A 13,135-nucleotide genomic window follows, 5' to 3' on the forward strand; every position below is an offset into this window, starting at 1 on the left:
GCAACTGTGGCAGGGGTCGACCCACGGGAGGATCCTCTCCCGAGGGACTGCCCGACAACAGCAGCCCTGGACCTACCGAGAAACGGTGTGACCACAGCGGTAACACCGCCGTTCCCATTTTGATACCGCCTTGCCGGCGTCGACTACGCCAGACTGGACAGAGGGGTGCGCCAGGCACAGCATCCCGATGGCTCCCGTGCTGGAGCTGGAGCACGCCCGCGGCAGCCCGCTGCCCGATCTCGCCCTTCCCTCACACCACGCATCCTCCCAGGAGCGCACATGCCTACCCTTGACCGCCAGGACAACGTCTTCGTGCTCGACCTCGGAGACGGTGAGAACCGCTTCCACCCCGACTGGATCGCGTCCGTCGACGCCGCCCTGAACGAAGTGGAGAAGGCAGAAGGACCGCGAGCCCTGGTGACCGCCGCGACGGGCAAGTTCTACTCCAACGGCCTGGATCTGGAGTGGCTGTCCGGCCACGCCGACCAGCACCAGGACTACATCGTCTCCGTCCATGAGCTCTTCGCCCGCGTGCTCTCGCTACCGATGATCACCGTGGCGGCCCTGCAGGGGCACACCTTCGCCGCGGGCGCGATGTTCTCCCTCGCGCACGACTTCCGCGTCATGCGCGCCGACCGTGGCTACTGGTGCCTGCCCGAAGCCGACATCAACATCCCCTTCACGCCCGGCATGTCCGCCCTGATCCAGTCCCGGCTGGCGCCGCAGACCGCGCACGAGGCCATGGTCACCGCCCGCCGCTACGGCGGGTCGGACGCCGCGGCCGCCGGCATCGTCGACCAGGCGGTCGCCGAGGACGCCGTCCGCTCCACGGCCGTGGCGATCGCCCAGGCACAGCTGAGCAAGGCCGGCGACACCCTCGGCACCATCAAGGCACGCATGTACGCCTCGGCTCTGGCGTCCCTCCGCGACACGGTCAACCCACGCGGCTGACGCCGTCAGGCAACCGACGGAGGGCGCCGGGCCCCCACTGCTGCGGGTGCCCGGCCCACCGGAAACATCTTCTGTCCCTCACCCATGACCTAAGCCCACCATGAACTGAGCGGCAGTTGACCAGCCATCGTCGTCGAATGCCCTGATGTCCAGCCGGAACGGGGGTTCGGGGAAAGCCTCGCCGCGCAGCTCGACCCATACGCCGGCCCGACGATGAGAACGGTGCCGTCAGTCGGTCAGCCCCCTCGGGGGCGCCGGGTGATCGCCTGGGGGGAGGCTGCCGGCCTTCCAGTAGCCGTCGAGGATCGTGAGCAGCCGTTCCGGCTCGCGGAAGAGCTCGGCGATCCGGTCTCCCTTGAGAAGCGGGTCGTTCTCGACCATTTTGCGTTCAGCCGCGGTGAAGGAGGAGGAGTACGCGTGACAGTTGCCGCACCACAGGTAGTTGATCCATGAAGGGGTGGGGCGACCGAATTCCTCGTGGTGGTAGTCCCGCATCACGGCGTGGCCGCAGATCGGGCAGATCCGTTCGGCCAGGGGCAGGTGCAGTTGGGCGCCGAGCGCCTCGCGGTGATGTTGGTCGTAGGGTCGGACCACGGATCCGCCTCTCGGAGGGGCTGGATACAACGGTCGTGGGGCTGGTCTCGGGGAGCATGCTCCCCGAGACCAGCCCGGCTTCATTTTCCTGTCAGCGACACGGAGTCGTCCGGCCGGTACGGTCCAGCGTCACCTGCGCCCGGATATCTTCCGCCACATCACCTGTGCGAATGCCTCCGGGTCCTTCTCGGTTCCGGTGTTCCCGTAGTTGGCCATGCGGTAGTGGTGGTAGGTCTCGTGGAAGAACGTCACCACCGGCTCCTCATGCTTCGCAGTGCCTTGTTCGAGAGCTGGATGACCGGCAGCCCGTTGCGGCCCAGGTTCGGGCGTTCGGTGTACGGGTGGGTCGTCTTCATCGTGTGCGGGCTGTTGCCGAAGTTCTACTCTCGGGTGGCCGGGTCGATGATCGAGTCCTCGTGAACCACGTCGCACTTGTCCCACTCGGAGCGGGCACGGCGCTTCCGGCCTTAAATGCGCAGGTCAACCTGCACAGAGTGTTCGTACTACCAGCAGACGAAGAACCCGCTGGTGTCGTACTCGGCGAAGAGGCCCGGCTTCTTCCAGACGCATGCGAAAAGGGGCCTGACCTGGGTTTTCACCCGTCAGGCGCCTTTCACTCAGGCCATTCTCGACCTAGCGCGGCTTGCGCGCCAGGAGGGCCGGCGGCGCCCCTTCCGCAAAGCCGCCCTCGTCAGCCGGTCATTCGCCGACCGCGGCGCCATCGAATACGCGACCGTCCTCGCGACCGACCGACACGACTCCCGTGCGAGCCATGGATCAGGGACAGACCCGCACCGCCGACCCGACGGCTGCGACACCGATGCGTCTACACCGTTCGAGGAATCCAGCACCGGTCGGTCATTCGGCGTCCGTGTCGAGTCGATCCGCCGCTTCGAGCAGATACTGAGGCACCTTCCTACGGGCCGCCAACACCTCCACGCCGATCAGGCGGCCGTCCGCGTCGAAGTCGAGATTGATCATGCCGGCGTCGATGGGATCGCAGGGATACATCCGCGCGACCGCGCGCTTGGACTGCGGCTCGGCGAGGGAGATGTACACGGCGTCCGCCTCTCCGTCGAACGTCACTTCGACTTCTGCCATGTTCAGCGGCCCTCCTTGAGACGCGCGATGTAGTCCGGCTTGACATCGATGATGATCGTATTCACGTTGCCATCGATGGTTTTGGCAACAAATATCTTGGACTTCGGGTCGTAATACCCGATCTTACTCTGACCTTCGTAGACGTAGCCGAAAGGCTCTCTCTCCATCACGGCCATGGCGGTGTCTCTATCCACGTCACGGTCCATCAGGCGTTGCACGGCGTGCTTGGTGAACTCGTCGGAACCGACCGTCATGTCCTCGGCCGTCTCCCCACGGGCCGCGGCCCCCCAGGCAGCCTCGCTCTCGGCGGCGACACCGGCCGCCTTGCCGCGCGGAACGGCGGGCTGCCCCCAGTTGCAGTAGCACTCCTCCGCGTGCTCGGAATTGCCGCAGGAATTGTGCACCAGCACCGGCACGTTTCCGGCCATCACGTAGTACGTGTGGAGTTCCCGGACGGTGAGGTTGTACATGTCCGCGGCGCCGGGGCGAGCGCGGACCGTGTCGATGCGGACGTGGTGGCCGGCGGCGGTGTTGAGGACGTGGCCGGGCTTGAGTTCGCCGGCACGGACCCAGGCGTGGAGCGTGCCGTCCCAGAAGGGGTGACGCGCGGTGGTGTGCAGCGTGGCTCTGTGGCCGTCGGAGCCGCGCACCGTCACGTCGACGAGATCGTGGTCATGGTGAACCAGCCGGGCGGTGACGGTGCGGAGTCCGCGGTGCCTGCCGTTCTCCGGGTCGGCGCTCTCCACGCGGTCACCCGGCTTGATCTTGCCTATCGGTTTCGTCTTCCGGTGCGCCATCAGCACCGGTGTCTTGGAATCGAAGCTGCAGAGGGGGACGCCCTCCATCGCGGCCTCGAGGGCTATGCCCGCGGCCAGGTCGCCGAGCGACTGGCAGAGGCTCACCGCCTCGCAGGGGTTGCTCGGGATGTCCTGGACGTCGTCCCAGTGGTGATAGAACGTCGAGAACCCCTGGCAGGAACTGGTCCAGAGAAGATCTTCACCGGTGCACCGTTCACGGAAGTAGACTTCGACGTTCTTCACCGGGGAGATGTCCGGTCGGTACGTGCCGTATCCGATCATCATCCGGACGGTGGGTATCGGATGCGCCGAGTTGAACTGCTTCAGGTACTTCATCGGCGGCAGGTAGCCCTCGTCGCCAGGCGCGTCGTAGCTGGTCCCGTCGTAGTCGGGTGCCGCGGGGTCGTTGTGCGACTTGTAGGTGCCGTACGTGCCGTTGGTGCCCGAGCAGAAGTGCGGGTAGCACGATTCGAGACCGGTCGGGTCGCTGCCGGAGATGGGGTTGTCGGCGGCGTAGGTGTAACCGCCCAGTTCCTGGGGATTGCCGGCCTCGAACACCGGGTCGACGCTGATGAAGCTGCCGAGGCTGGGGTCGTACTTGCGTGCTCCGACGTCGGTGTAGCCGGTGTTCTTGTCCTGTGGCTGACCGAGGTAGGAGCGGGTGGGGTCGGGCCAGGCCGTGGTGTTGGCGCTGGTCCGCGGCTGTCCGTAGGGGGTGTACTGCTGGCGGGCGATCTGTTGGGTGGTGGCGTCCATGGCGAGCGTCGCCGTGCCGTGCGCGTCGCTGAAGAGGTATTTCAGTCCGCCGCCCGGGAGGGTGGAGCGCACGGCCACGGGCATTCCGGAGCCGCCGTGGCTGTAGGTACGGACGCCGCCGAGCAGGACGTTGGGGGTGACACTCGTGTTGACGACGATCTGGGTGTCGCCGGTGAAGAGGGTGGTCTGGCCGGGGTCGCGACGGATGAGCTGGTTGCCGTCGGCGTCGTAGAGGTACTTGGTGGTCGTGGGGCTGGCGCCACCCGTGTCCACCTGGGCGAGTCTGCTCTCGTCGTCCCAGGTCAGGGTCTGGCCGGGGCCGGTGGTGGGGGTGCGGGTGTGCAGGTTGCCGTCTTCGTCGTAGGTGAAGGCGGTCGGGTTGGTGCCGCCGGTGGTGGCGGTGAGGGTGTGCGGCTGGGCGCCGGTGCGGTTGCAGTTGGCGGTGCAGCCGTGGCCGTAAGTGGTGGTGGCGGTGGTGCCGGAGCCGCCGATGGCGTGGTCGACGCTCTGGTGGCGGTTGCCGATGGCGTCGTAGCCGAAGGACTGCCAGTAGGAGCCCGGTGTCGTGGTGAGGGTGGTGCCGGTGGGCGGGTTGGCCGTGCAGTTGTCGTTGGCGGTCCAGGCGTCGGTGAGCCGGTCCAGGGTGTCGTAGCTGTAGCACTGCTGGTCGGTGACGGTGTTACCGGTCTCCGACTGCTGGTCGGTCGTGGACGTCGGGTTGCCGAAGGCGTCGTAGGCGTACTTGGTGTCGTCGACCGTCGGTCCCGGCGCCTGGGTCCGCGAGATCACCCGCTCGGACAGACGGCGGCTCTGGTCGTCGTAGCTGTAGGTGGCCCACGCCGGGTTGGTCGAGGCGCCGAACGTGACCTGCGAGGGTTCGGCGTAGTTCGTGTAAACGGTCCCGGCGACGTACGTGTTGATGCTGCTGCTCGTCTTCGTCGGGTTGCCCAGCGCGTCATGGCCGAAGGTGACGGTCTCGCTGTTCAGCCCCTGGACGCGCGGGTCGGTCTGCGTCGCCGGCAGCTGGTCCCGGGTGGTGTAGGTGTAGGTCGTGGTGTACGTCGACGGCAGCGGCGCCTCGGAGTCGGGCAGGGTGATCTTGGTGCCGGTCGACTTGCCGAGGGTGGTGTAGCCGGTGGCCGCGACGGTGTAGCCGCCGGTCACACCCTGGACGTAGCGGGTGGAGGAGGTCGGCTGGCCGATGCGCAGGGTGTCGTAGGCCCACGAGGCGAACTCGAAGTCGGACTTCGAGTGGTCGGTGGCGGTGAGCTTGCGGCCCAGGAGGTCGTAGGTGTAGTCGAGTTCGACCTGCCTGGCGTCGGTGGTGGAGACGAGGTCGCCCGCGTCGTCGTAGCCGTAGCTGCTGGCGCCCGCGTCCGGGTCGCTCTGCGATTTCTTGCGGCCCAGCAGGTCGAAGCCGAACGTCCACACCGTGTTGTCGGGGCCGGTGACCCGGGTCTGCTGGCCGGCGACGTTGTAGCCGTAGGCGGTGGCCGAGGTGGTTCCGCCGGTCACGGTGAAGCCAGCCGCGGCCGAGCCGCTCAGGCTGGGCAGGGTGGTGTACTGGTCGAGTTCGGTGGTCTGACCGCGGGCGTTGACCACCGTGGCCGTGGCCACGCCACCCTTGGCGGGCAGGACGGTGGTCCTGTCCCCGGTGCTGGCGGTCTCTGTGGTCCAGGTCTTGGCACCGTCGTGTTCCTCGGTCACGAGGTCGGCCCGGCCCTGCCCGTCGTAGTCCGTGACGGTGGTGTCGGGGATGGAGACCTGGGAGACCGAGACCAGGGCGTTGCCGGGATCGCCGCCCACGTTGTAGGCGTTGTTGGTGACGACCTTCCAGCCGTGCGAATCGTACTGGGTGTCCGAGACGGTGGTGCTGGAGTTCTCCGCCGTCTCCTGAGTCTGGAGCGGCCTCAGCAACCCGTCGTACAGCGTCTCGGCGGTCTTGTAGCCTCCCCCGTCCAGGAGCGTGTTGGACGCGATCACCGAAGGCGCCGACTTGGACAGGGTGTAGGTGTAGGTCATGTTCGCCGGCGCGCCGCCGGCCTTGCTCTCGTTGGGCAGCCACACCCCGGTCGTGCGGCCGAGCGCGTCGTACGTCAGTGAGGTCAGCAGGCCGGCCGCGTCCGTGTTGGCGGTGGTCAGGGCCCTGGCCGGGTCCAGGGTGGTGCCGGAGAGCCGGCAGTCCTTGGAGGAGACGGTGACCGCGGAGCAGTCCACGCCGGGCGTGACCTGGGTGACGGTCGTGCTGCCGGTGGGCAGTCCGCCGCTCGCGGGGGTGTAGGAGGTGAAGACGGTCTGGGCGAGGCTCTTGCCGTCGGGCGAGGTGGACTTCGGGGTCCGGGTGACCTTCGTCGCGCGGCCGTAGGAGTCGTACCTGGTGGCGGTCTGGTCGACGAAGGCGGTCGCGGTGGCGCCACTCGCGGCGGACGCCTGCTGGACGAGGGTGACGTCACCGGTCGTGGGCAGGGCGGGATTCTGCTGCCCGTCGCCGTCGTAGGCGAAGCCGTTGGTGTCGTACGACGTACGCGTGTCGGAGATCAGGGTGCCGCTGGGCGTGGCACCGGCGCTGGAGCAGTCCTGCGCGGTGGTGATGGTCTCGGCGGGCAGCACCTGGGTCGACGGGGTACCGGTGAGGTAGCGGGTGAAGGTGCACTTGGCGACGTTGGCGCTGTCGGTGGGTTCGCCCCGGTCGTCGACCTGCACCGGCATGCCGGTGGTCGACTTGCCCAGGGTCGTGTTGTAGAAGGTGTCGCTCTCGGTCCTGCGCCAGCCGTACGAGACCTTCTGCCGGGTCAGCGACTTGGCGGGGCGGACCATCTGCGCGGTCAGGTCCGGCACGCCGCTGCGACTTCGGGTCGCGGTGGGACCGATGACCGTGGGCACGGAGACTACGGCCTTGTCCAGGCTGCCGGTGGCGCTGGCGTAGGTGTCGGTCTCGAACGTCTGCCCCGCCAGGACGTCGTCGTCGGCGACGGTGGCGGTGGTGCCGTCCTGGCTGGTCAGGTCGGGAACCGAGCGGGTCTTGCCGCCGGGCAGGGTGTCCCCTTTCATGCCCAGGAAGTAGTACGTCTTGGTCAGGGTCTTCTGGTCGTGGACATCGACACCGTTCGTCTTGTGGAAGACGTTCGGGTCACCGGTGGTGACGTCCACTTCCGGGTAGCCGCGGAACTGGCCCCAGGTGCGGTTCTTGGCCTTGACGAGCTCGTTGTCGTCGTAGTGCCAGCCGGGGTTGCCCTTGTAGGCGTAGTCGGTCTCCAGCTCGGGCTGGGTGCCGTCCTGGTAGGAGTTGTGCGGGTCGGTGGTGACGACCGAGGTGACCTTGTACTTGTAGAACCAGTCCATCCACGGCGCGGGCTGCCCGTCCGGGGTCCAGTAGACCGGGAAGCAGGAGAGCGTGTTGGTGGACGCGAACGTCCTGGCCGCCGCGTCATTGGGGTCGTCGGGGTCGCTGGCCGGGGCGCTGGAGCAGTTCGGGCGGTCGTAGGTGACCGTCGTCTGTGCGCCGGTCTCGTTGGTGACCGTCTGGATGCGGTCGTGGTACATCAGCGGCATCTGCGGGATCGTGCCGACCCGGTTGGGCAGTTGCAGCGGCGGGTCGAAGCTCACCGCCGGAGTCGAGGTGCTGCCCGAAGCCCCGCCGAGGGTGTCCAGGCCCGTGTGCTGGACGGAGTCAAGCCACAGGGTGGGGGCGTGGTCGCCGCCGTCGGGGAAGGACTGGGTGAAGGTGTACTTGTCGACCTGCTTGGTGGTCCCGCCGGTCTGGATCTGCGTGGTGATGGCCGTCAGGCGCTTGCGTGACCAGAAACTCGGGCCGTGGTTGGTGCAGTTCGTGGAGCCCGATGTGCAGTTCAGGTCCACCGGTACGTCCGGCCAGTACGCGGCGTTGGCGGGGGTGAACTGACTGTCGGCGCAGGTGTTGCCGGCCGGGGTACCTGCTATGCAGCGCTCGGCGGTGTCGAACAGGATCTGCTCAGGGGCTGTACCGGAGTAGATCGTCGAGGACGTCATACCGTAGTCGACGCGCGACAGGGTGCCGCCGCGGACGTAGGACACCGCGTCGTTCTTGGCGTCCGCGCCGTAGTAGCCGGTCTCCGGGCTGTAGTACCAGGCGGTGGCGTTGCCGTGAGTGTCCACGACGTAGTCCAGGTTGAAGCGGTAGCCCAGCGTGCAGGCCGTGTCGGCGAAGGTCGTGCTGTCCGGGCACGCGGACACCCCGCTGTGCGCGTGGTAGACCGGCTCGGTCCACACGGACTTGGTCTCGTCCTTGCCGCTGGACCAGCCCGGCAGCCGGGAACGGCCGAAGAAGTACTGCACACCCCCCTCGGTGACCTTGAAGTACTCCCCGTTCGCGGTGCCGTTCGTGGCACCGGTCAGGTCCTCGATCTTGGTGGTGGAGTCATCGGCTGCGGGGCGGAAGGTCTTGGCCGAGTCGTCGTAGACGATGTCGGTGGATGTGCCGTTCAGTGACAGGGTCAGGATCTGTCCCGCCCAGCACTGGTCGCCGTCGTTGTCGGGGGCTCCGGACGAGGAGTCGTCCTTGCAGGACTTGTAGGTGCGCTCGACGTAGTTCTCGGTCGAGGCCCAGCCGTCGCCCAGCCAGGAGGACTGGTTGTTGGTCCCCTCGGTCCGCGTGTCCTGGCTCGATGAGCTGTAGGAGAGATCGACGTTCGGGACCGCGCCACCGATCGCCGGCGGTACCGGGATCGGATAGCTGTAGGTGAACGCGCCGGTGTTCCCCGAGGTCGACCAGGAGCCGCCCGGCGACAGACTGGTCGCCGCGTAGTCCCCGGCGCCGCCCGATGCGCCGGCGGTCGCGGCCATGACCACCGCCGCGCCGGAAGGCGCGGCCACCGACCGGGAGGAGTCCGCTGCATTCGGCGTCGCCGCCCCCGGGCTGACGACGGCGACCTGAGCGGACAGCGGGGTCCCCGCGGTGGTGCGCACGGGTGTCTGGACCTGGCACTTGGCCAGCTTCGGCGTGGTCAGCGCACAGGCAGGCAGTTTTACCAAGTGCAGGCGGGCGGCGAAGTCGCCGCCGAACGCGTAGCGGAAGGACGAGTCGTCGACCCGCAGCGCGCCCCTTCCACCGCCTGGGCTGATGCGCTGCAAGGTGAACAGCATGCCGTGGACCCCGGCAGAGCGCGCGGTCTTCTGGTCCAGCACCGTGACCCGCACACGTTGCGAGCCGACGATGGCGGCGGAACCCGGCCGCGCACCCGTTGCCGCGCCGAGCAGGACGGGCGTGGCACCCGCCCGCACCTGGGGTGCCCTGACCCCCACGGGCGCGACCGCGGTGGGGAGGGTCACCACTGCACGGGCCGGCGTGGGCAGCTTCGCATGTCCCGTGGGATCGAAGTGCTTGAACCGCTCAGGGGCGTGGACCGGCTTGGGCTTGGCATGAGTGAAAGGGATCAGCTTGCCACGCGGAACGGCGGGGGCCGGCACACGCCCCTGTTCCGAAGGGGTCCCTGCGGCGACGGTGGCGGGCAGCAGGCCCGCCACCAGGACGCCGACCGCCACCACTGCCGTGCGCCGAACGCTCTGGGCACCCCAGGCCGCCCAGCCGCGTCTCCACCTCGTAGTCCGCCCCACGACGAGTGTTCCCCTCCCCCGCTTCAAATCGCCCGACTGCCTTGGAGACAGGGCGATTTGATTGCATGTCAAAAGGAGGCATACATCGGTCGAGCCCCCGTGAGAGGTCACGCTAGGGCCTGCGAGCAGCCCGTCAGGTAAAGCGATTCCCGAGAAAATACCAAGGAAGTGCACAGCGGAGAGCGCAAGTTGACCACAATGTGTCACAAACGGACTGCGTACTGCCATCCGGCGAAGCGTTCGATCGCCTCCCGTACCGAGCGGGGCAGCGGCACCTCCCTGCCCCCCGCCTTGCGATGCTTCAGCTTCGCTGGCCGGTGCGTGTTGGAGTGAATCTGCTCATGCACCCGGTACACGTCGTCCGCCATCGCCCCCTTGTCGTAGGCTCCCGCAGAATCGCCTTGAGGGTGCGCAGTATGTTGACCTGATTGCCCCGGCCGACGCCGTCGACCTCCAACTCGTCCAGGAAACGCTCCACCACGACAGGGGCCACGGATATCAACTTCCGTGAACCCAGACGCGGGACGCGGCCGACCCGCCGACGAGCAGCACCCTGTCCACCACGGCCGGCTCGTACTGGCAGTCCTTCAGCTACGACGCGGTCGGCGACCGCAAGCAGAGCGTCGACCACGCCATCGGCAGCACCGGCACCACCGTCACCACGACCTACGCCGACGGCTGCACCACCGGCTGCAACAGCACCGGCGCCCAGCCGCACACCCTCACCGCCACGACGGGAGGCACCAACCCGACCAGGTTCGGCTACGACGAGACCGGCAACCTCCACACCCGCACCCCCACCACCGGCCCCGGCCGGACGTTGACCTGGGAGGACGAGAACCACCTCGCCCAGGTGGACACGGGAGGCGCCGGCCCCACCACCAAGTACCTCTACGACGCCGACGGCGGCCAGTTGATCCGCCGTGATCCCGGCCAGACCACCCTGTTCGCCGGCGACACCGAGATCATCGTCAACACCGGCGTGACGCCCAACACCCTGCTCGGCGCCGTCCGCACCTACAGCCACGGCGGCTCGGGTACCCCTGCGGCCGTTCGCTCCAGTCTCGCGGGCGGAGGCACGAAGTATCTCTTCAACGACCCGCACGGCACCGCCTCCCTGGCGATGGACACCACCACCCAGCAGGTCGCCCGTCAGCAGTACACCCCCTACGGCCAGCCACGCGGCAGCGCCAACACCACCACCTGGCCCGACCCCACCCACTCCTACCTGGGCATGCCCCCCAGGCCCGAGGGCGACCGGATACAGTGCGCGAGACGGCAGCCCGGTCAGGGAGGGGAAGCGTGACCGACACCAGCAACACCCGGCCCGCCGAGGGTGAGGCGCAAGCGCCGCGGCAGAACCCACTGATCCGCCTGATGCGCTACATCCCCCTGATCGCCCCCGTCCTGCTGTGGGCCGTGCCCTGCTGGGTGCTCCTGTACGGCGGCCAGCACTGGCCGCTGCCGGTCACGCTGGTCGGCACCGCCCTGTTCGCCCTCGGCCTCATCGGTATGCCGCTCGCGATGGTGCGCGGCCACGGCCGGCGCCAGCAGGACCGGGCGGCGATCATCGGTGACACCCTGCTGGGCACCAGCTGGGTTCTGTTCACCTGGTCCGTGCTGATCGGCGTCCTGTTGCGGCTCGCCATGACCGTGGCCGGCGTCGGCGAGAGCCAGGACCGGGCCCGAATCGTCACCTGGGCCGCCCTCGGCGTCTCCGCCGTGCTGCTCGCCTGGGGGTACGCCGAGGCCCGCCGCGTGCCGCGCGTGCGCCGGCTCGACGTGCGACTCCCGCGACTGGGCGCCGGGTTGGACGGCCTGCGCGTCGTCCTCATCACCGACACCCACTACGGTCCACTCGATCGCGCCCGCTGGTCGGCACGGGTCTGCGAGACGGTGAACGCCCTGGAAGCCGACCTGGTCTGCCACACCGGCGACATCGCGGACGGCACGGCCGAACGCCGCCGCGCCCAGGCCGTCCCACTCGGTACCGTGCGGGCCACCCGGGCCCGGGTGTACGTCACCGGCAACCACGAGTACTACACCGAGGCCCAGGGCTGGGTCGACCTGATGGACGAGCTGGGCTGGGAGCCGCTCCGCAACCGCCATCTGCTGCTCGAACGCGGCGGCGACACCCTCGTGGTCGCCGGCGTGGACGACGTGACCGCCGAGTCCTCCGGCCTGGCAGGCCACCGCGCCCATCTCGCCGGAGCTCTGGACGGCGCCGACCCCGACCTGCCCGTCCTGCTCTTGGCACACCAGCCCAAGTTCGTCGACCGGGCGGCAGCCGACGGCGTCGACCTCCAGCTCTCCGGCCACACCCACGGCGGCCAGATCTGGCCCTTCCACCACCTGGTCCGCATCGACCAGCCCGCGCTCGCCGGGCTCAGCCACCACGGCACCCGCACCCTCCTCTACACCAGCCGCGGCACCGGCTTCTGGGGCCCGCCGTTCCGCGTCTTCGCCCCCAGCGAGATCACCCTGCTCGTGCTCCGCTCCCCGCACCTGCCCACCTCGCCGTAGCCGTACGTGTCCTGGTGGCGTCGGGTCTCGGTGTGATGCTCGGAGCTCCAGGCGGCCAGCCGCTCGGGCTCCGTACCGGGCGCCGACGCACTGGTGGAGGCGGTCGCTCCGCGTACGGAGCAGCGACCGCCGGGCGCTTCCACCGTGTTCCCGCCCCGTCCCTCCGCCACGGTCCTCCGCGACGGGTGCTGCCCCGCGGACGCGTCAGGCGGTCGGAGGCAGGGTGCCGGCGCGCCGCTTGAGCTGGTCGTTGACCGTTTCCAGGAGTTCGTCGGAGAGCTCCTCGTCGGCCACGGCCCGGGACATGAGCACGGCGCCGACCATGGCGCTGAGCGTGAGCATGGCCTCGGCCCTGGCGTCGTCCGTGGCGTCGTCGTCCAGGCCCGCGATCAGGTCCAGGTACGCGCGGACCTGCCGCTCGTAGGCGTCCTTGAGGTGGAGGTCGCCCTCGGTGCCGTCACGTCCCGCGGCAGCGCCGAGCGGGACCAGGGCGCAGCCGGTGGCCGGTGTGTCGCGGTGCTGTTTCCCGAGATACGCGTCGAGAAGGCCGGCCCGTGCGTCCTGGTCGTTCTTCCGCGCGGCCCGCTCCATCTTCGCCGAGCCCTCGGCCAGGGCCGCGGCGGCGGCCTGGGTGACCAGGTCGTCACGCGACGCGAAGTGCTTGTAGAAGCCGCCGTGCGTGAGTCCGGCCTCCTTCATGAGGTCCGCGATGCCGAGGCGGCCGACGCCGTCGGTGCGGACCTTGCGCGAGGCGATCCGGAGGACCCGTTCGCGGCTCGCCGCCTTTTCCGCCTGCGAGTGGCCCATACCGACCCTGCCTC

General features: G+C 68.8%; 10 protein-coding genes. 4 read left to right on the forward strand and 6 right to left on the reverse strand.

What is annotated here, in order from left to right; genetic code table 11:
* Nucleotides 1-279: 279 nt before the first annotated feature.
* The gene (locus tag ACZ4N4_RS19120) at nt 280-951 is read left to right on the forward strand and encodes an enoyl-CoA hydratase-related protein (RefSeq protein ID WP_467590069.1); all 672 of its coding nucleotides are present in this window, start codon (nt 280-282) and stop codon (nt 949-951) included.
* 228 nt (nt 952-1,179) lie between these two features.
* Here the strand turns inward: ACZ4N4_RS19120 and ACZ4N4_RS19125 are convergent, their stop codons facing one another.
* Together ACZ4N4_RS19125 and ACZ4N4_RS19130 are read right to left on the reverse strand one after the other, a co-directional pair.
* Nucleotides 1,180-1,545, reverse strand: a complete 366-nt coding sequence (locus ACZ4N4_RS19125) for a hypothetical protein (RefSeq protein WP_467590072.1) — start codon at nt 1,543-1,545, stop codon at nt 1,180-1,182.
* A gap of 129 nt (nt 1,546-1,674) precedes the next feature.
* Complete coding sequence (locus ACZ4N4_RS19130) at nt 1,675-1,797, reverse strand: hypothetical protein (RefSeq protein ID WP_467590075.1); 123 nt, start codon at nt 1,795-1,797, stop codon at nt 1,675-1,677.
* Nucleotides 1,798-1,809: 12 nt separating this feature from the next.
* Here ACZ4N4_RS19130 and ACZ4N4_RS19135 point away from each other — a divergent pair, with 12 nt between their 5' ends.
* Complete coding sequence (locus tag ACZ4N4_RS19135) at nt 1,810-1,965, forward strand: hypothetical protein (RefSeq protein WP_467590078.1); 156 nt, start codon at nt 1,810-1,812, stop codon at nt 1,963-1,965.
* A gap of 438 nt (nt 1,966-2,403) precedes the next feature.
* Here ACZ4N4_RS19135 and ACZ4N4_RS19140 read toward each other — a convergent pair whose 3' ends face one another.
* The 3 genes from ACZ4N4_RS19140 to ACZ4N4_RS19150 form a co-directional block, all read right to left on the reverse strand.
* A complete protein-coding gene (locus ACZ4N4_RS19140; protein WP_453378136.1) occupies nt 2,404-2,646 on the reverse strand; it encodes a DUF2283 domain-containing protein in 243 nt (80 codons plus the stop codon).
* 2 nt (nt 2,647-2,648) lie between these two features.
* Nucleotides 2,649-9,791, reverse strand: a complete 7,143-nt coding sequence (locus ACZ4N4_RS19145; RefSeq protein ID WP_467590081.1) for a polymorphic toxin-type HINT domain-containing protein — start codon at nt 9,789-9,791, stop codon at nt 2,649-2,651.
* Between the two features lie 203 nt (nt 9,792-9,994).
* Nucleotides 9,995-10,159 carry a hypothetical protein gene (locus ACZ4N4_RS19150; protein ID WP_467590084.1) on the reverse strand — a complete coding sequence of 55 codons (165 nt, stop codon included), beginning with the start codon at nt 10,157-10,159 and terminating at the stop codon, nt 9,995-9,997.
* Between the two features lie 452 nt (nt 10,160-10,611).
* Here ACZ4N4_RS19150 and ACZ4N4_RS19155 point away from each other — a divergent pair, with 452 nt between their 5' ends.
* Both ACZ4N4_RS19155 and ACZ4N4_RS19160 read left to right on the forward strand, forming a co-directional pair.
* Nucleotides 10,612-11,097: a hypothetical protein gene (locus ACZ4N4_RS19155; RefSeq protein WP_467590087.1), complete on the forward strand. Its 486-nt coding sequence runs from the start codon at nt 10,612-10,614 to the stop codon at nt 11,095-11,097.
* A complete protein-coding gene (locus tag ACZ4N4_RS19160; protein WP_467590090.1) occupies nt 11,094-12,314 on the forward strand; it encodes a metallophosphoesterase in 1,221 nt (406 codons plus the stop codon). The genes ACZ4N4_RS19155 and ACZ4N4_RS19160 overlap by 4 nt, the downstream gene beginning before the upstream one ends.
* Before the next feature lie 204 nt (nt 12,315-12,518).
* On the opposite strand, the gene ACZ4N4_RS19165 is transcribed toward ACZ4N4_RS19160, so the two are convergent.
* Nucleotides 12,519-13,121: a TetR/AcrR family transcriptional regulator gene (locus tag ACZ4N4_RS19165; protein ID WP_453568063.1), complete on the reverse strand. Its 603-nt coding sequence runs from the start codon at nt 13,119-13,121 to the stop codon at nt 12,519-12,521.
* Nucleotides 13,122-13,135 lie beyond the last annotated feature (14 nt).

The sequence above is a fragment of the Streptomyces sp. NPDC026538 genome (assembly GCF_055567535.1).

What these genes read in the sequence shown, in the direction of transcription:
- ACZ4N4_RS19150 (WP_467590084.1), bottom strand. Translation starts at nt 10,159, where the DNA reads ATGGCGGACGACGTGTACCGGGTGCATGAGCAGATTCACTCCAACACG.
- ACZ4N4_RS19120 (WP_467590069.1), top strand. Translation starts at nt 280, where the DNA reads ATGCCTACCCTTGACCGCCAGGACAACGTCTTCGTGCTCGACCTCGGA.
- ACZ4N4_RS19135 (WP_467590078.1), top strand. Translation starts at nt 1,810, where the DNA reads ATGCTTCGCAGTGCCTTGTTCGAGAGCTGGATGACCGGCAGCCCGTTG.
- ACZ4N4_RS19165 (WP_453568063.1), bottom strand. Translation starts at nt 13,121, where the DNA reads ATGGGCCACTCGCAGGCGGAAAAGGCGGCGAGCCGCGAACGGGTCCTC.
- ACZ4N4_RS19140 (WP_453378136.1), bottom strand. Translation starts at nt 2,646, where the DNA reads ATGGCAGAAGTCGAAGTGACGTTCGACGGAGAGGCGGACGCCGTGTAC.